Genomic DNA, 17,881 nt, shown 5'->3' on the forward strand with positions numbered 1-17,881 from the left:
AGTCCCGGCGGCTCACAGGGCACCTCCAACGACGATCGCGGCGGCCACGATGAACACCACACCGGCGGCGCGGGTGAGGTCCACCGCCCGCTGCAGCCGGGTGAACTTGGCGACCGCGATCCGCGAGAGCGTGCCGATGTGCTCGGCCCGGTCATCGCCGCTCAGGTCGGCCAGCAGCTCCGCGGTGGTGAGGGTGGCCCAGTGGGGGAAGCCCGCGCCGCCGAGGCGGGGGCGGGTCACGGCCAGCAGGACTGCCGCGGAGGCCACGATCAGCGCGGCGCCCGCGCCGCAGGCGATGACGGCCGGCAGCGGCAGACGCGTGCCGGTCACCACCGTCCACACTGCGGCGAGCACCGCGCCGTTGAAGGCCAGCAGCAGCGAGGCTTTGGTGTCGGTGCGGGCGATCTCCGCCTTCACCTCCGCATGCGCCGCGGTGAGGTTGGCGTCCGTACGGTCCACGGATGGGGTGGAGTGGAGCGTGGTCACGCGGCCTCCCCCGTCCCGGCCTGATTCGCCAGCTCGGCGCGGGCGGCGAGCAGCTTCTTGCGGGCCCGGCGGATACGGCGGGTGTCCAGCTCGGAGGCTGGCCGGTCCAGGAGGGCGATCTGCGCGTCCAGCAGCTCGATCTCCGCCTGGATGACGGGCATCTCGCGCTCGATCGCGTCCAGCTCGGAGGCCGACGGCTCGCGGTCGGCCTCGTTGGCGGTAACGACCGCCTGATCAGTGCCGATGTGCTTCATGGGTCGTGCTCCCTTCGACAGGAACGGCCCGAACAGCGGCCCCGGTGTTCCAGCACCGGGGCCGCGCGCCGTTGGAGCGGTGCATCCGGCTCCCCTCGGCCCCGCCCGTACGACACCGCGCAGTACGCGGAGCCGGACGGGCGGAGGAGGCAACCGGCCGCAGCAGAGCTGCGGAGTGGTTGTGGTCGTACGTAGTCGTCTCCTTCGGGAACACGAGCTCCCGTTTCAGGCTGAGACGAAGTGACCTTTCGGTCTTGCCCTCCGGCTGACCAGGGATCCGGGTCCCTCGGCCCGCTCTGTCCCGGGCCCCTTGAAGCCACGTCCGCGGACGCAGCCCCCGTTGGTCGTGCACGTGCGACAGCCGCTTGGTCCCGTTTCCGGGCCTGCGAGGCAATCGCGAGATACATGTAACACATGTATCTCCCGTGTCGTCAAGAGTCCCGCCCTCGGAGGGGCGTTCTCTCGATGTGCTTCTAGATTGCTGGCAGAGCGTCAGACGGACGACTGCGCTGGTGGACGGCTCAGGGACGTCTCACTAAGGTCGAAGTCGTCCCAGGACGTCCCAGCGCGGGGGAAGGGCGGCGCATGGCGAACGAGAGACTTCGAGGCGCGATAGTCGAGCGGGGGCTCACCTTCGAGGAAGTCGCCGAACGGCTTGGCGTAGCCAGCAAGACGGTCGAGCGCTGGGTCAGCAACTCGGACCGCAAGCCCTACCGCCGCTTCCAGTACGCGCTCGCCTCGTTGCTCCGGTACGAGATCTCGTATCTCTGGCCGGATGAGCGGACGATGGCGGAGGTGACCGCATCCGGCGGCGCTGAGCTGGTCAAGCTGTACCCCCACCGGTCGGCGGTGCCGCAAAGCCTCTGGCCGCAGCTCTACGCGAAGTCTCAGACCCACTTCGACGTGCTGGTCTACTCCGGGTTTTGGCTCACGGAAGATCCCGCGTTCCTGCGGCTGGTCAAGGAGAAGTCGGCGGCCGGCGTACCCGTCCGCTTCATGCTCGGGGACCCGGACAGTCCCGAGGTCGCGACCCGCGGTGCCGACGAGGGGATTGGCGGCGCTATGGCCAGCAAGATTCGAAATGCGCTGATGAACTACAGCTCGCTCTTCGGCCTGCCCGGCGTGGAATTCCGCCTGCACAGCACGACCCTCTACAACTCCATCTATCGGAGCGACAACGAGCTGCTCGCCAACGGTCACGTCTACGGCGTCGGCGCGTACCTCGCGCCCGTGCTGCATCTCCAGCGGGTCCCAGGCGGGGAGCTGTTCGACACGTACGCCGAGAGCGTCGAGCGGGTGTGGGAAAGCGCCCGTCCGATCTCGTCACCCACGGATTGCGCGGAGACCCACGTATGAGCCGCATCGACTACTACGACGACCCAGCCGCCCCGAAGGCGAACTCTGTCGTGCCCTCAGTGACCGCGGTCGTCCGCGACGAGGACGGGCGCTTGCTGCTCATCCACAAGACCGACAACGACCTGTGGGCCCTTCCCGGGGGCGGCCACGACATCGGTGAGTCGATCGCTGAGACCGTCGTGCGCGAGGTGGAAGAGGAGACCGGCATCACGGTCGCTGTCGATGGCGTGAGCGGGCTCTACACCGACCCACGGCACGTCATGGCGTACGACGATGGAGAAGTCCGTCAGCAGTTCTCCATCTGCTTCCGCGCGCACCCCACGGGCGGCTCGCTGCGTACGAGCGACGAATCCAAAGAGGTCCGCTGGGTTGCCCCAGCGGACCTGGACGCTCTCGACATCCACCCTTCGATGCGGCTGCGCATCACGCACGGTCTGGATGATTCGCGGCCGGCGCCTTACATCGGCTGATCTGCACCAGCCATTGCCATACGCTCTTCGATCCGGGCCGTGGCCGCGTGAATCTCCGGTGCTGCCCGCTGGATGAAGCGGCCCACGATCGTGTCAGGGCCGTACCGGGACACGATCTCCTCCAGCCGATCGGCCGATGTGGTGTGGCTACCGTCCGGTGTCGTAGTCATGTCGCAGAAGATCAGCGCATCAACGAGGTCCGGCCGCTCCAACTCGAACTCGCCCGCCAGCTCCTCCCGCAGCCCTCGCTCCTCCGCTTCCAGCAGCGCGCAGGAGTGATGGGCCACGAGCCGAACGACTCGTTCGTCCATCCCTTCCTGATCGCGCAGGAAGCGCGCGCCGTCGAGCGGGTGGAAGCCGGTGGTGGCGATCGAGGGCGAGTACCCGATGTCGTGAAGGACTGCGGCGGCCTCCATCAACTCAGCGTCGGAGCCAAGGATCGGTCGCAGCGAGGCCGCGCGCTTCGCGACTCCAAGTGAGTGCGCCCATCGGCGCGGGAGAGGTTCGGCGAGTAGCGATTCGGAGAGCGCGTATGCCCGCTCGGTGAGTCCCATGCCGCCAGCCTACGAATTCACCGCAGGACGCGGGAGAGCACGCACGAAGCGCCCCTTCCCGTGCACGGCCTCCAGCAAGCCCTGCCCCTCCAGCGTCGACAGAGCCGCGCGCACGGCGGTCCGAGAGACACCGAACTCTTCACAGAGCCGCGCCTCGGACGGGAACGCGTCGCCCACCGCGAGATCTCGCTCCGCAATCAGGTCCCTCACCCGCTCCACCAAGGGGCGCCGCTCAGTACCGTCGCTGACCACCCTGCCGACACCAGGTGCCGAATGGATGAGACCTTCCTTCTGCAAGATGTCCAGGGCGCGCCGGACTGTGGTGCGCGCCACGCCGTGGTCACGCATCAGGGCGGACTCGGAAGGGAGCTCCTTGGTGATGCGCCCTTCCCTAATCTCCTTGCGGAGCGCATCCGCGATCAGCAGGTACGTACCGCGCGGGCTCGCCCCGGGCATCTGGTCCCCTCTCATCCACATCGGTATCGCCCCCTAGAGTCGCACGGACGCCCGTTTGCGGTGAGCCGTGAGGAGGTCGGAGGGGGCCGGGGCTGTGTGACGAGGCCACACACTGCAGAGGACACGTGGCCCGGCAGTCTGCTGCGCAGTCACTCTTCCTCTTCCTCTCTCAGCTCAACCACTCGCGCGATCCTCTCCTGGATCCGCTGATCCCCTTCCATCCCTTCAGGGAGGATAGTGGTCGAAGTTATGTCAGCTATAAGGAGTTGATCCACTGTAAGACCCGACGATTTCGACAGATCTGCACCATCCAGATTCGCTCTTTCGAACTTTGCCCCTTCGAAGTTCGCATCCACCACATTCATTCCGCGCAAGTCTGCGGTTATGAAGTTGGCGTGACGGAAGTCGCACTCCCTGAACACCCCCGATAGCTTAGCGCCAATCATAACGCAGTGAGAAAATCGCGCCCTGTATGCATAAAGCGGAGTGATCTCACTTTCGTTGAACGTAGCGTACGAGAAGTCGGCGAACTCCATCTCGACTTTATGCAACCGCCCTTCGAAGAAGTCGCAGTCCCAGAAGCGTGAATGGCTCATGTTTGCGTCCGTCGCGTCGATGCCGCTCATATCTGTGTCGATCAGCGAGCAGAGGCTGATCTCTGCGCCTTTCAGGCTCGAACCCGCCAGGTCAGCGTTCTCTAGCCGGAACCCTCTCAGGTCGGCGCCCGCAAGCTTTCGAGTTCGCAGTTGCAGTGATGTACCCGCTCGATGAACAGCATGTCCTAGGGCGCTCAGCGCCACCTGAACATCCGGCAGCACACATTCGGTGCCGTCGATTTCACCCTGTTCCTCCGTGTGTTCATGTACGAATGTTTGGAGTACCTGGGCCGCATCTTCAGCTTGATTCGGTGCGTCCTGAAGTATCTGCTTCAGGGCGAGTATTCCCCCGATGCGCACATATATTTGTGATGAGGAAAGCCGTTCCAGTGCCTTTGTGAAACGGTCAGTCACTTGGCCTCTACGGGCGAGTGCAAAGTTTCTGGCGGTATAGAGTAATGCGATGCTGGCTCCGATAGCGGCAAATGCCTGTACTCCAAATAACCTGAGCTGCCCTTGGGCGGTCACCAACTCGTCCTTACTCAGCCCCGTGAAGTCCGGCCGCACGATGATCCACCAGGACTCAGGTATGTTCGGTGGCCATATAAGTGCAGCAAAAATCGCTATGGCGAGAAGTGTGATGCGCATCGTCCATTTTTTGAATGAGCGCGCGGGGTCAAGATCTGTCACGACGTTTTGCATAAGCTCGCGGAATACATGGCTTTGTAGTGCTTGCATGCGCGCACTCGTACGTCGTCGAGACTGCCAACGGTGTCGGTTCATGTCTCCATGAGAGCGCACACGCGCGCCGAGAGTCAGGGATTTTGATCGATCAGACGCGTCAACTGCACCTTGCCAGGGCGTCAGCCACGTCATCGGGATGAAGAAGCCGCAGGTACACGGCCCGCTTGGCCAGCCAACCTGGACGGGTGGATGTGACGGGTCGCGGGCCTCCGACGAGCCAGATATGTGCATAGAACCTTGCCGGAGCCTGTTCTGGCAGGTCAGAACAGTGAGGCCGGCCGTGAGCGGAGAGCTCTTGAAAGCTGCCGTTCCGTGCCAGTCGTAGTCTGCGGCGAGCGGCAAAGAGCAGGGGCGCGAGAGCGGCGCCGGTACAGACCCGCAGAGCCTTGGTGAGCACAACCCGTTGATGTCGCCCACGCACGCCCCGGCGTGGGCATCCTCAGCTCGCGCTCTGGCCTGGTGCAGCCGCTGAGGGGACTGCGGCGAAGCAATCCCAAGGTGCTCCCAGAGCGCGTACACCGGGGCCTAAGGGTGGGCACTGTCAGTGGGCTGACCTAACCTCAGTTCTGTTCGTACACTGACGACTTGGGGGTAGCGTGACGGCGATGATGACCTCGGCAGCGGATGTGGAACAGCTCTTCGCTACGCAGGGCGAGGCCAGGCGCACCTTTCTGCAGTGGAAGAGCAGAAAGCCTCGCGTTGCCGAGCGTGTCATGGAGCACGTGAGTGCCACGCCCTACACGGTGAGTTCGGCACAGTTCGAGTCGTTCACCTTTGGGCACCCCCTGAAACACATCACTGCAACGGCGGCCTATAGGCAGGTAAAAATACGGGACTGGTTTCCCGAATTCGCTATGGTGCACTTGTTTCACTTCTTGCTCGAAGAAAAAGGCGACCTCTTCTCTTATGAAGAGTTCCGAGAGTTCTGCAAATTTGACGAGGCTGGAATTCTTTTCTCGCGTCAGGCGCAAGACAAGGTGCGAGATCTCGTGACACGTGAAGGGGAAGACGAAGAGGCAGCCAGGAACGCCATGGCGTGGCGAGTTGGAAACGGCTATTACTCCTTCTTGCGTGAGTTGTACCTCGTTGCGAAGCTTCGAGAGTCCGGTTTGGACGCCCGCATTCACCCTTTGGCTGACGCCTTGTTCCGGGTCGACGCGTGGTGCGGCAACGCCACAGTAGAGATGTTCGTGGCGAACGCGAACTTTAAAGAGGGTCAAACTGGCCGTAAGAAGACTCCGGCGTACTACCTTGAGGATCAGCGAGGTTTCAGTTTCGTGCGCATGCAGATGGCTCCACAGCATGGATTTGGAGTTCTTCATCTGCCGACGACTGAAGAGGTAAATCGTTGCATAGCTGACCTGCAGAATTGTCCTGGCGCCCGCTACCTATAGCATGTAAGTCATTAAACTTGGGACTCTACGGGCTTTAGCTGCACGTCGAGTGTAAATTTCTTGAGAGGGAGTATTCATGCCAGCCCCGTTTGCGGCTGATCTCTGTGGATACAGAGCAGGTAAACCCAATACCAGCGACAGTAGTAAACCTGAATCCGTAGAGCTGGGGAACTGTCTCTTCGAGAAGATCGGAGTCGAAGAGGGCAAGGAGTCGGTGAAGATTGATCATATCTGGAGCCACTCCATGAGGGATGACCTCAAAGAGAAGCTCACCGCGACCGCCCCGCATCTTGTGGTGGACCGAGAGCGAGCGGCTGACGATTTTGAACAGTATGCCCATTTGAATGCTCTTAAGCAGCTAACTGCAGACGATTCACTGGAAATCTCTGCAGCATTGGAGAGGTTGCAGTCCCATCTGTCTCTGGAACATGGTCAGTGGGATGCAGAAGGTGCCCAACTGGTGCAAGAGCTCAGCCAGGCTGTAGAGCGCTCCAACGCCCGTCGACGCCCTCTACTGGACTTGCTGGGGGACGAGTCTCTTCCGAGGTTGGACATCGCCGTGCACCGGCCATCGATGCCGGAGGCTCACTCCGACATTCCGCACCTAGTTGCCGGGCTCTCCTTGAAGTGGTCTCTTAGAACAGACCGCCTGCAGGATCCTCGAACTCATGGGGCGAAGATGGCAGCACTGAGACGTGGCCGTATGCCCCACTTTGCGGCGGTCACTATGGAACCACGGCCCTACTTTTTGGCGCGGCTTGGCCAGGGCACCGGAGACCTGGACTGCGTCTACCACCTGCACCTTCCTGCTCTCGTGTCGGCTGTGGACGATTTCTACACGGGAAACAGAAGCCGGATGAAGCTACGCGATGTGTTTCATCGCATGGTGGACCAGCGTCGAATCCGAGACTATGACGACCTCGTGGAATATCTCGGCACCCTATAGCTCGGTCTGCAGTCCCAGCGCTGCCGGAAGCCCGCCGGAAGATAAGGCCAGGGCGCCTAGCCGATACAGATGCTCCGACTGAAAAGTCTGGACTCACAGTGGGCACGCGGTCCCTTAAGCGGCCTTTGAGTCGGTATACGTCTTGGCGGTCACTTTGACGAGCGAGTAAAGATCTGGCGCCGGGATGGCGGGCGCTCGTAAGGTTAGGCGGTGACCCAAGACTTTTCCCTGTTCGACTTGGAATCCCTTCAGCCGGCCTCGCGCGGTGTGAGTAGCGATCCGGGCGTGGAAGCCGTCCGGGCGTGGTTCGTTGGCCAGAAGGATTATGTCAACCGTTTCGCTCAGGCGTTCCGCAAGTCCATTGACGAGGTCCTGGATGGGCAACGCACAGGTCGATATGACTTGTACGTTAAGGAGGGGGATGGGCGAGTCGAAAAGACCGAGAAGACGTATCTCGGAACCAAGGTCGAGATTGTCGTGCGCGCTGAATTTGACCTCGGCTACGGCTCGCCGATGGACTACATGATCGCTGGTCAGCACGTGGATGCCAAGTGGACCATGGGAAAAACGTGGACAATCCCCAAGGAGGCAATGGGGCACATCTGTCTGGTAATGCGGGCGGACGACCGCACGAGAGAATTCCAGGTAGGACTGCTGCGGATCACGGAGGAGGTGCTCAATGTCGGGCTCAACGGAGATGAGAAGCGTGGTACTTCCGCGGCAAGTCGAGCTGGTATCAGTTGGATTGTCAAGGATGGGAAGTTGCCTGCCAACTTTCTGCTCAACTTGAAAAATGAGTCACCTGAAAAGATCCAGGCCATTTTCCGCGCGTCGGACGAATACCGAGGGTCCGGGAACGGGGGCCAGCTGCGCGTCAACGAGCTCTTCCGTCAAGTCCCCGGACAACTCGTCGATCGGACCACAGTGGTAACTGTTGCCACGCAACATGACAGCCCTAAGCGAGTCCGCGACGCACGCAAGCACCTTCGTCCCGAAGGCATCGTGGTTCTGGGGCATACACGGCCTGCCCCGCGGATCGCTGAGGCGCTGGGCTTGCCCATCCCGGAGAGGGGCTTTTGGGTATCCGCCAGGCTGGCCGTGGTGCCGGAAGGTGATGCCCGTCCGTCAGAGGTGATCAACGGGGTTCGCTATGGCATCTGGCGACAGGGGGACGCTCCGATTGAGGCCCCGATAGTCAGTAAGGAATCGGACGAGTAGCCGATCATCCGACGCTAGGCAGCATCGCTGTCGGTGGTCCACGGTACGCTGTCGGGTCGCTGCCGAGCTCAGGCAGGAGGCGTGTGGCCGAGCGCATGAAACCTGTGGCGGCGGCAGCCCATGACGACTCACCAGGAGATCAAGTGCAGCCCGTGCAGATTGTGGACCTGTTCGCTGGCCCCGGCGGACTCGACGTGGCGGCGGAGAAGCTTGGTATCGCCACGGCGGGCGTGGAATGGGACGCCGCAGCCTGTACGACACGTCGCGCTGCTGGCCTGGTGACAGTGGAAGGGGACGTACGTGCCTACGGGCCGTCCGACTTCCCCGACGCCGACGTGCTTGCCGGCGGCCCTCCCTGCCAGACCTTCACTGTTGCTGGCAGCGGGGCAGGCCGCAGGGCGCTCGATGACGTACTGAGCTACGTCAAGCGCATGGTTGCCCGAGAGGGCCGTGAAGAGATCGCTGCGGAACTCCTGGAGATGGAGGACGAGCGGACTGGGCTGGTGCTGGAGCCCCTCCGCTGGGCGCTCGAAGCGATCGACGATCACGAGAAGCCATATCGGGCAATTGTCCTTGAGCAGGTTCCGGCGGTGCTTCCGGTGTGGGAATCCTATGCCGAGGCGTTGCGAGGTGAGGGATATTCCGTGGCCTGCGGGCTGCTGCGCACCGAAGCATATGGGGTTCCGCAGACCCGTAAAAGAGCCGTGCTGATCGCGCGCCTGGGCGAAGAAGAAGTGGCCCTCCCGGTACCCACGCATCGAACCTACCGAAAAGGCGTTCCGCGCGAGGACGGGGACGCCAGCCTGCTGCCGTGGAGGACCATGGCCGATGCTCTCAATCGCCCGTCGGATTTTCACGTGATCTCTAACTATGGAACGGGAGGGGATCCCAAGCTTCGCGGCCGACGTTCTTCCTGGCATCCGTCGGCTACGGTCACCGGAAAAATCTCTCGTAATCGCGTTGTCTCTACAGACGGTACTGAGTTGCCTCGTTTCACTCACTCGGAAGCGGGCTGTCTCCAGACATTCCCCGCCGATTACCCGTGGTCAGGTACCGACGTGGGTCAGCAGATCGGAAATGCCGTTCCCCCTCGTCTGGCCATGCACGTCCTCAGCGCTGCATTCGGGTGGGAGCCGCCTTCGGAGGCTGCGTTGCAGGGACTCACCACTTGGGGTGTCCGTGAGGCCGAAGAGTCAAGCAACCGAGACGACGTACCTGACGAGGTGGACGTATCTGCCGAGGTAGCGGAGTACGTCTAGCCTCCTTTCGAGCCGCGGTCCCGGACAGGTACCTGACGGCAGCGCTTGACGGCAACGAGCGTGTACATCGCCGTACTGCCAGGCCCGAGTGAAGAGCCCTCTGGCCAAGGGGGGCGCCGGGACACTGCTCTCTGATCTGCAGAAGAAGATCTTGTAAAGCGAAGGTCGTCGGTTCGAATCCGACAGGGGGCTCAAAGCGCTGAACAGCGCAAACGCCCCGGTTGGGACCTCTTAGGGTTCTGGCCGGGGCGTTTGGTGTTCAGGTGGGGTGCTTCTCAGGACCTGGTTACTGGAGGAGCAGGGTGGGGAACATGGCACAGAGCTGGACGGCTTGGTGGAGTTGGGGCCAGTGGTTCCTGGCCAGGGCGTTGAGGCCGGTCAGGGTTTCGATGCGACTCACGCGGTAGCGGATCGTCTTCTCGTGGACGTTCAGGTCGGCGGCCGCGTCGCGGACCGAGCCGTCGTAGCCGTCGAGTGATTCGAGGGTTTCCAGCAGCGGGTCGCGCTGGGTCTCGGGCAGTCGCAGGATGGGGCCGATGACCTCTTCGACGTAGTCGCCGACGTATTCCATGCGCTGGTTCGCCAGGACCCGGCGCCAGAGCAGTGACCTGGCGTCGGTCAGTCGGTCCGTAGCCGTCAGGTCGCTGGAGTGGAGGATGTCGCGCGTGGCGACGTACCTGGCGGGGGCCTCGTGCAGGGCGACCGATCGGGTGTAGATGGCGGGTGCCGTGGCGTTGTGCCGCAGCCAGGACAGAAGGGGCTCGGTGGCGTCGGCGGAACAGAGGATGAGGGTGTGCTGATACGGGGTGTCGAGAGGGGCGATGACGGCGCTCGCGCAGTCGCCCAGCCGGGCGACCGTGGGGCGGTTGCCCTCCGCGGGATGGCCCGACGCAGGGTGGCCCGACGCGAGGTGGCCCTGCGCGATGATCACCGTGGCAGGGAAGATGTCGGCGAGCCGGCTCGCCTGCACGATCTTCGCGAGATACGGGCGTTGCCAGGACGTCGTTGCCTCAGTGATCAGCGAGCAGAGGGCGTCGAGAGGACGCTCCTCGTCCGCGGCGAGGCTCGACGCGATCTGTTCCTCCGCGTACCCGTCGTCGATGCAGCGCGTCATCTGCTCACTGAGGCGTAGGAGCAGTGAGGCGCCCTCCTGGAGCCGGTGCGTGAGGCCGGCGAGGTCGGGAACGTCCGTGAGGCCGGGCGCGAGCGAGGGGTCCTGGCAGACGAGGAGCGCCTCGCTGTGCCCGAGCAGGACCACACCGTGCAGGCTCAGGAGTGTCGGGGGGCGTGCCTGTTTGCGGGCGAGTCGCCGCCCCACTTCCTGGAGCCCACGGCGTTCGTCGGCGGTCAGCGGACGGGCTTCCACGCAGCTGGTCAGGCCGATGAGCAAGCAGCGCGTGACCTGCCCTTCCAGGTGCGCTCCGGTGCAGGTGCCCGGGTTGAAGAGGGCGCCGGCCAGCGCCGCCACGCGCGGGGTGACGGCGTTGGCCAGCCGGCGTATTCGCTCGGTGTCAGGGTCGGGCGCGCCTTGGTGTTCGGGTGTCGCCTCGACTGTCGGAGTCCTTGTTCCCCCACTCATCTTCCGTTCTTCTCCTTGAGGCTCATGCGCAATGCTCGTCGAGGGGTTGCGCGGGTCGGTGGGCTTGCTCGGTTCGTCGATTCGTCTCGTCGGTTTGCTCGGCAGGCGGGCTGGACGGGCTGGACGGGCTGGAGAGGCAGGGCGGGCTCTACCGGGTGCCGGTGGAGGCTGACGAGGGCCGGGTGAGGGCCGGGTAGGGGCGGCGCAGCGTCTGTCCGCCTCGATCGGCCCCTCGACCGGTCCCGACTCGCCCCGTCCCGCTCCGATCGGTCCTCGGTCGACCCCGACCGACCCGTTCCGCCGTGACCCGCCCTCCGCCACGGCCATCGCCACCCCACCCGTCCCGCCGTGACCCGCCCTCCGCCACCGCCGTCGCCACTCCGCCCGTTCCCCTCGTCGGAACGTCGGCATGTGTACAGAGGCGACGCACGACGTACGAGGGATGGCGTACGACGTACGGGCGTGACGCACGCGGTATGGGCGGGGCGTGCGACGCACGGATGCGACGTACGGGCACAGACGTGGCGTGCAGGGGTATCCGGTGTCCGAGGCGATGTGCGGGTCCCCGTGCGGACTGTGCAGGTGGTGTTCGCGGTGTCGGGGCGCGGGGACCTGCCGCGGGATCTGCCTACGGGATGCAGGTGCGGAGCCCGTCAAGCGGAATTCCTGCAGCGGATATCGGTCAAGGAAGGTGATGACGAGGTCGGCGGAAGTGCGCCGCGAAATCGGATCGTGGTGCCGCTTCCTGGTGCACAGCACACGCGGTGGGCGGTATGTGCCGTCAGCTCGGGAAGATATCGTCTGTTGAACGGCGGATGAAGATTCCCGGTGACGCGCTGTTGACGAAGCGATCCGAAAGCCTGAATCTCTGTTGCACGGTTCTTGTCCCCCCGGTCGGTCGTTCGGCGGAGTGGTGGTCCGGCTGCCGGTCGAAGGACAGCCCTCACTCCATGCGACCGGCGTGCTGCGGTAATTCCGGTCGCGGCAGGCATCCTGCCGCACGCGGCGGGCCGTGTATGCCGGCCTCACTGAACGATCACAGGGATTGCGCAAGATCCACAAGCTTGGTCCGTGGATATCCGGCTACGCGGTGGCTCCGATTCAAAGGTAGCTCACGGCGCGGTAAATGACATGGAAAGAGGCCGGCGAGAAATCGCCGGCCTCTTCGGTGTTGAGCGCAGTGGGCCGTCGATGGACCGCGGCGCGCGTGGATGCCGTGGCGCTCAAGCGCCGGCTGATCGGGGAGTCGGGAGCATGGCCTGGAGCTGGACCGCTCGGTGGAGCTGGGACCAGTGGGTTCTGCTCAGGGCGTTCAGGCCGGTGAGGGCCTCGATGCGGCCGACGCGGTAGCGGACCGTCTTCTCGTGCACGTTCAGCGCCGTGGCCGCGCTGCGCACGGATCCGCCACTCCTGTCGAGGGAGTCGAGAGTCTCCAAAAGCGCGGCACGCTGGTCCGCCGGCAGTTGGAGGATCGGCCCGATCACTTCCTCGGTGTAGTCCTGGAGGTACTCGGGGCGCTGGGTCGCGAGCATCCGCTGCCAGAGCAGGGACCTGGCGTTGAGCAGGCGCTTCCCGCCGCCGAGCGGGTTGCCGGCCGGAAGGAGCTCCCGCGTGGTGCGGTACCGAACGGGTGCCTCGTCGAAGGCGACGGCCCGGGTGTAGATCGTGGTCGCCGCCACGTGCCGGTCGACCCAGGCGAGGAACTGCCCGGTGTTCTCGGCGGAGCACAGCAGCAGCGTGTGGGGTTCCGGGTCCGGTAGCGCAGCGGTGATCATGCGGAGGGAACGGCCGTTGTGGAGCTCCGGTGCACCGGAGGCGTCCCCGACGGAGCCGTAGGTGAGCCCCATGACGACGGGGAACATCTTGTCCAGCCCCGCCTGCTTCACGATTCCGGTCAGGTAGGGGCGCCACAGGGAGTTGGTCTGCTCGGTGATGAGCGTGCAGAGCGCGTCGACCGGCCGGTTCCGGTCGCCGTTGCCGTTCCGGGCGTCACGTTCGTCCGTGTAGCCCGCTTCGATGCATGCGGTGATTTCCTCGCTGAGTTGCAGGAGCAGGCCCGCTCCCTCTTCGAGTCGGTCGGCGAGGTCGTCGGGGGCTGCGAGGTCCTGGCAGGCGCGCAGGGCCTCGCTGTGCCCCAGGATCAGTACGCTGTGCACGCCTACCAGGGCAGGCGGCGTGCCGCCCGTACCGGCGATCGCACGTCCCGCTTCCCGGAGTTCGCGGCACTCCTCCTCGTGCGGCCGGCGGGCCTGCGCGCAGGCCGTGAGTCCGATGGTCAGGCAGTGGACGACGCGTCTGCGCAAGAGGCTCTCGTCGGTCGAAGCGCGGTCGAATATCGTCCCGGCGAGACAGGTGACGCGTGGGGCGATGGCGTCGACCAGCAGATCCATCCGTTCCTGGTCGGCGTCGGGCAGGCCGCCGGTCGCGGCCCGCGGCCCGGCCGGCCTCCCCTCGGTAGCCCCGATCATGCATGGTTCCTTCCTTCGGTAGCCGACCAGTCGTGGCGCGTGCCGGTCGCCTGCGACATGTGGGCGCTCGTCACAGCTTGGGGATGATCTTGAGGCGTTCGTCCATGTCGTCGAGCCGCTTCTTCATGCCCTTGAGCGTGCTGTTCGTGCCGCCCATCTCCTTGTCGAGGGACGAGATGCTCGACTTCATCCCCTTGATGTCACGTGCTACTTGGGGGAGGGCGGAGGTGTTCTTTTCGAGCTTTTCTATGCTCGTGTTCAGCGAGCTGATCTTCGTATTGAGGGAAGTCATTTTGCTCGCCATTCCCGGGAGCGGCTTCATGAGGTTCTTCATGGCGCCCATCTCGGTGTTGAGCTTGGTCATCTGATTCTTCATGTCGCTCAGCGCGGCAAGCTTCTTGTTGGTCGCGCCGAGTTGTTTGTTGGTGGTGGTGAGCTGCTTGTTGGTCGAGGTCAGCTGCTTGTTCGTGCTGATGAGCTGCTTGTTCGTGCCGGCCAGCTGCTTGTTGGTGGTGGCGAGTCCGGAGGTCACCCCGTCCAGCTTGCCGTCGATGTGTTCGAGCGAGTCGTGCATGCGCGTGAAGTTGAACTGCAGGACGCTCAAAATTCCCAGGTAGAGCAGCGGTGCGATGAAGAAGATCCGGCGAGGGGTACCCCGACTGCCGGATTCCTTCTCGGCTTTCTTCTGCGCCTTCGTCGGCTCCGCCTGCTGTCCCTCTCTCGGTGGCGTCTCCTTCGCCGGTTCCTTGTCGTCCACCGCGGGGCCCGGCGTCGCGTCCGCGGGCCTCGTCACGGTCAGCCCATCGGTCATGGGTGCCCTCGTCTCGTCGGGCGAGGACGCCGTCGGTGCGGCGTCCTCACGTCCGTCAGGTCAGTTCGACGGGATGGCTTCGTCGCGCAGGCAGGTGTGCAGGATGAGCCGGGAGCAGATCTCGGCCGCGTCCTCGTCCGCGAGGTGCGACCAGGGCGGCATGTGCAGGCCCTCGATCAGGCCGCACACGGCGATGGCGAGATGGTCGAGATCGATCTCCGGCCGAAAACCCGGCAGCAGGGAGAGCATCTCCAGTCGGTCCCGCAGCTGGCTGATGATGCTTTCGCGGATGCCCTGCTCCAGCTCCCGCATCTCCGGGTGGTCGATGCAGGCGTCCGCCCAGGCGGTGAGCAGCCCGGCCGCGCCGCGTCGCCGTCGTACGGCCAGTGAGACCATCTGCTTCAGCCGGCTGACCGGGTCGCCCAGCAGCTCGGTGAACTCCGCTGCCTCGACCAGCCCGGTGATTTCCTCCAGACGCTCCGCCACCACGGCGAGCAGCAGGTCACGCTTGCTGCCGAAGCGGGTGTAGACGCTGCCCACGGATGTCCCGGCGGCAGCGGCGATCCGCTCCACCGACGTGCTGCGCCAGCCGTCCGTGCTGAATCCCGCGTCGGCGGCGTGCAGCAGCGCGGCATGGGTCTCCTGGCTGCGTCGCTGCTGCGGCTTGCTCGGGCCGCGGGGGAGAGGCTGATTGCCTTTCAGCTGAGCCACGTCTTCCTCCATGGAAGAAACCTGAATCCGAATTCGTAACCCGGTTCATGTTCTGTTGCCCCATCAGGGGGCGTCAAGGGGCTCGGATGTCCGCCGATCCAGGACACTCCTTCGCGAGAACCGCTCCGACCTGGTGTTTTCCTCGTGGATGCCAAACGGGCGCGCGCCGGAGTCTGGGCACGGGTGATATTGCTGGCGCTCTCTCCCCCGGGTGAGGCTGGACCCCAGAGATCAACAGCGATGGGCGGAAGACGCCTCATCACGCTCAGGGGGGCAGCAACCAGGATGGACAGGCAGTTACCGTACGGATCGTCGCGGCGCGTCGGTACCGAGCGCCGGGGCTCGCGGACCGGGCCGCGCATCGCGGCGTTCGGCCATCACCAGCCGGCGCGCGTGGTCGACAACGCCGAGTTGGCGACCATGGTGGACACCACCGACGAGTGGATCCGCAGCCGGGTCGGCATCGCCTGCCGGCACCTCGCCGGCCCGGACGAGTCCGTGGCCGACATGGCGGTGGCCGCGGGCGGGAAGGCGCTGGCGGCCGGTGGCCTGGCCCCCGGGGAGATCGACCTGGTGATCGTGGCGACGTCCAGCCAGGAGACTCAGATCCCGGGCGCCGCGGCCGGTGTGGCGCACCGATTGGGCATCGCCGCCCCCGGCGCGTACGACGTGAACGCGGGGTGCGCCGGCTTCAGTTACGCGTTGGCAGCGGCCGCGGACGCGCTCCGTGCGGGCTCCGCCCGGAATGCGCTGATCATCGGCGCCGAGAAGATGTCCGCCTGGCTGGACTGGCAGGACCGGACGACCTGCGTGATCTTCGCCGATGGCGCGGGAGCAGCCGTGGTGACCGAGCGGGAGCGCCCCGCTGCCTGGATCGGCCCGGTCGTCTGGGGCAGCGCCGGTGAGCACGCCGAGAGGATCACCGTCCGGAGCCGCGACTCCTTCTTCGCGCAGGACGGCCAGGCCGTCTACCGCTGGGCCACCTCGCTGGCCCCGGTCGCCCTGGAGGCCTGCCGGCGCGCGGGCATCGCTCCGCACGACCTCGCCGCGTTCGTACCCCACCAGGCGAACCTCCGCATCATCAGGAGCCTTGCCCGGCAACTCGGCGCGCCCCGCGCGCTGGTGGCCGAGGACATCGTCACCTCGGGCAATACCGCGGCGGCATCGATCCCGCTCGCGCTGTCACGGATGGCGGAGCGCGGAGAGCTGCGCTCCGGGGACCCCGTCCTGCTGTTGGGCTTCGGTCACGGCCTGACCTACGGCGCCCAGGTGATCACTGCCCCCTAGGCCGCGCTGCCCGGCCCGGCGCCGATCCGGTGGTGCCGCCCACCCCGGCTCGTCATTCCCCCTTCCACCGAACCGCTACCCGGAGGACAGACATGCCCGCGCCCAAGAGCTACCTGGGTCCCGACTCCTTTTTCGACTGGCGTGCCGACAACAAGCAGGGCAGCGTCGATGTCGTACTGCTGACGCATCCCCGCGACGAGGCGGACGCGAGCCGGCTGTTCCCCTTCATCGACAAGCTGGACCGACCCGAGATCGCGCGGCTGCAGCGGCACCTGCAGCCGATGTTCGGCGAGATCGTCAGCACCGGGGACTTCACCGTCGGCATCATGTTCCTGCCGTTCTACGCCCACGAGCTCATCGACCCGGAGAGCCGGCGGCGGTGCGCGCAGATCCTGCAGGAGGACGCCGTCCGCATGGCGGCGAAGGCCGGGGCGAGGATCCTCTGCCTCGGCGGGCTCACCGGGGCACTGTCCCTCTACGGGCGCCGCCTCGTGGAACCCGCGAAGCAGGCGGGACTGACCCTGACCACCGGACACGCGCTGACCGCCGTGGGCGTGCACCAGACCTACTGGCAGGCGCTGGAGCAGTTGGAGCGCGCGCCCGGCGACCAGCGCCTCACCGTCCTGGGGGTCGGCAGCATCGGCCGCGCCTTCATGGAGCTGCTGCAGGCGAGCGGGCAACCGCCGCGGGAACTGGTGTTGGTGGACCGCCCGCAGGCCGCCGGCAAGCTCGAACGGCTGGCGCAGGTCTTCCATGAACAGACCGGAGCGCAGACCTCGTTCGAGGTGACCGACGCGCTCGGCGCGCTCGCCCCGGACAGCGCCTGCTACGCCACCGACGTCCTCGTGAGCGCAGTCAGCACGCCGTACGTGGTGGACATCGACAAGGTCGCGCCCGGCACGATCCTGATCGACGACAGCCAGCCGTTCTGCTGGGACCGGGAGAAGGCCTGGCAGCGCTGCGTCGAGGCCGCCGACATCGTGCCTTGCGACGCGGGCCTGGTGGACTGCGCGGGCATCGGCTACCGGTCCGCCTTCCCCTTCGACTTCGCCGACGCGGGGGCCGACGGCTCCAGCACGACGGCCTGGACCTGCCAGACCGAAGGGATGCTCCTCGCGCTCGACGAGGACCTGCCACGCACGGTCGGCGAGCCCACGATCGACACGATCCTCGCCTACCAGGACGCCTACCACCGTCAGGGGCTGCGCATTCCCACCCTGCAGTGCGGTCCCAACCCCCTGCCCATCGACAAGATCAAAGCCGCCGCGGCAAGCGTGGCGGCCTGACACCCG

17 protein-coding genes and 1 tRNA gene are annotated in these 17,881 nt (G+C 65.3%); 9 read left to right on the plus strand and 9 right to left on the minus strand.

Annotation, left to right across the window (positions count from 1 at the left end; translation table 11 throughout):
• Nucleotides 1-12 precede the first annotated feature (12 nt).
• Together IF20_RS04220 and IF20_RS04225 are read right to left on the minus strand one after the other, a co-directional pair.
• Nucleotides 13-486, minus strand: a complete 474-nt coding sequence (locus IF20_RS04220) for a Pycsar system effector family protein (RefSeq protein ID WP_234426499.1) — start codon at nt 484-486, stop codon at nt 13-15.
• Nucleotides 483-740: a DUF6284 family protein gene (locus tag IF20_RS04225; protein ID WP_052863587.1), complete on the minus strand. Its 258-nt coding sequence runs from the start codon at nt 738-740 to the stop codon at nt 483-485. The genes IF20_RS04220 and IF20_RS04225 overlap by 4 nt, the downstream gene beginning before the upstream one ends.
• 585 nt (nt 741-1,325) lie before the next feature.
• Here IF20_RS04225 and IF20_RS04230 point away from each other — a divergent pair.
• Both IF20_RS04230 and IF20_RS04235 read left to right on the plus strand, forming a co-directional pair.
• Nucleotides 1,326-2,096 carry a helix-turn-helix domain-containing protein gene (locus IF20_RS04230; RefSeq protein ID WP_052863588.1) on the plus strand — a complete coding sequence of 257 codons (771 nt, stop codon included), beginning with the start codon at nt 1,326-1,328 and terminating at the stop codon, nt 2,094-2,096.
• Nucleotides 2,093-2,566, plus strand: coding sequence for an NUDIX domain-containing protein (locus IF20_RS04235; protein WP_052863589.1), 474 nt, complete (start codon nt 2,093-2,095; stop codon nt 2,564-2,566). The genes IF20_RS04230 and IF20_RS04235 overlap by 4 nt, the downstream gene beginning before the upstream one ends.
• On the opposite strand, the gene IF20_RS04240 is transcribed toward IF20_RS04235, so the two are convergent.
• The 3 genes from IF20_RS04240 to IF20_RS37360 all read right to left on the minus strand — a co-directional run bounded on the left by IF20_RS04240 (nt 2,554) and on the right by IF20_RS37360 (nt 4,862).
• On the minus strand, nt 2,554-3,120 hold the full coding sequence (locus tag IF20_RS04240; RefSeq protein WP_052863590.1) for an HD domain-containing protein: 567 nt from the start codon (nt 3,118-3,120) through the stop codon (nt 2,554-2,556). The genes IF20_RS04235 and IF20_RS04240 overlap by 13 nt on opposite strands.
• A gap of 9 nt (nt 3,121-3,129) precedes the next feature.
• On the minus strand, nt 3,130-3,576 hold the full coding sequence (locus tag IF20_RS04245; protein ID WP_052863591.1) for a GntR family transcriptional regulator: 447 nt from the start codon (nt 3,574-3,576) through the stop codon (nt 3,130-3,132).
• A gap of 149 nt (nt 3,577-3,725) precedes the next feature.
• Nucleotides 3,726-4,862 (minus strand): pentapeptide repeat-containing protein, encoded by a 1,137-nt coding sequence (locus IF20_RS37360; protein WP_199896483.1) that lies wholly within the window; start codon nt 4,860-4,862, stop codon nt 3,726-3,728.
• A 659-nt stretch (nt 4,863-5,521) separates the two neighbouring features.
• Here IF20_RS37360 and IF20_RS04255 point away from each other — a divergent pair.
• From IF20_RS04255 to IF20_RS38955, 5 genes are all read left to right on the plus strand, one after another.
• Nucleotides 5,522-6,310 carry a hypothetical protein gene (locus IF20_RS04255; RefSeq protein WP_199896484.1) on the plus strand — a complete coding sequence of 263 codons (789 nt, stop codon included), beginning with the start codon at nt 5,522-5,524 and terminating at the stop codon, nt 6,308-6,310.
• Between the two features lie 76 nt (nt 6,311-6,386).
• A complete protein-coding gene (locus IF20_RS37365) occupies nt 6,387-7,256 on the plus strand; it encodes an NgoMIV family type II restriction endonuclease (protein WP_110943817.1) in 870 nt (289 codons plus the stop codon).
• Between the two features lie 210 nt (nt 7,257-7,466).
• On the plus strand, nt 7,467-8,474 hold the full coding sequence (locus IF20_RS04265) for a NaeI family type II restriction endonuclease (protein WP_052863595.1): 1,008 nt from the start codon (nt 7,467-7,469) through the stop codon (nt 8,472-8,474).
• An 83-nt stretch (nt 8,475-8,557) separates the two neighbouring features.
• The gene (locus tag IF20_RS37370; RefSeq protein WP_234426500.1) at nt 8,558-9,733 is read left to right on the plus strand and encodes a DNA cytosine methyltransferase; all 1,176 of its coding nucleotides are present in this window, start codon (nt 8,558-8,560) and stop codon (nt 9,731-9,733) included.
• Nucleotides 9,734-9,828: 95 nt separating this feature from the next.
• Nucleotides 9,829-9,925: transfer RNA gene (locus tag IF20_RS38955), tRNA-OTHER, on the plus strand.
• Between the two features lie 94 nt (nt 9,926-10,019).
• Here the strand turns inward: IF20_RS38955 and IF20_RS04275 are convergent.
• The 4 genes from IF20_RS04275 to IF20_RS04290 form a co-directional block, all read right to left on the minus strand.
• Complete coding sequence (locus IF20_RS04275; RefSeq protein WP_199896485.1) at nt 10,020-11,312, minus strand: helix-turn-helix domain-containing protein; 1,293 nt, start codon at nt 11,310-11,312, stop codon at nt 10,020-10,022.
• 1,223 nt (nt 11,313-12,535) lie between these two features.
• A complete protein-coding gene (locus IF20_RS04280; RefSeq protein ID WP_052863598.1) occupies nt 12,536-13,780 on the minus strand; it encodes a PucR family transcriptional regulator in 1,245 nt (414 codons plus the stop codon).
• 70 nt (nt 13,781-13,850) lie between these two features.
• On the minus strand, nt 13,851-14,591 hold the full coding sequence (locus IF20_RS04285; RefSeq protein ID WP_052863599.1) for a hypothetical protein: 741 nt from the start codon (nt 14,589-14,591) through the stop codon (nt 13,851-13,853).
• A gap of 60 nt (nt 14,592-14,651) precedes the next feature.
• The gene (locus tag IF20_RS04290) at nt 14,652-15,302 is read right to left on the minus strand and encodes a TetR/AcrR family transcriptional regulator (protein ID WP_199896486.1); all 651 of its coding nucleotides are present in this window, start codon (nt 15,300-15,302) and stop codon (nt 14,652-14,654) included.
• Nucleotides 15,303-15,587: 285 nt separating this feature from the next.
• Here IF20_RS04290 and IF20_RS04295 point away from each other — a divergent pair, with 285 nt between their 5' ends.
• On the plus strand, nt 15,588-16,589 hold the full coding sequence (locus IF20_RS04295; RefSeq protein WP_110943819.1) for a beta-ketoacyl-ACP synthase III: 1,002 nt from the start codon (nt 15,588-15,590) through the stop codon (nt 16,587-16,589).
• 92 nt (nt 16,590-16,681) lie between these two features.
• On the plus strand, nt 16,682-17,875 hold the full coding sequence (locus IF20_RS04300; protein WP_052863601.1) for a hypothetical protein: 1,194 nt from the start codon (nt 16,682-16,684) through the stop codon (nt 17,873-17,875).
• Nucleotides 17,876-17,881: the final 6 nt, after the last annotated feature.

Origin of the sequence: Streptomyces niger, assembly GCF_000718305.1 — a bacterium.
Lineage (GTDB): Bacteria > Actinomycetota > Actinomycetes > Streptomycetales > Streptomycetaceae > Streptomyces > Streptomyces niger.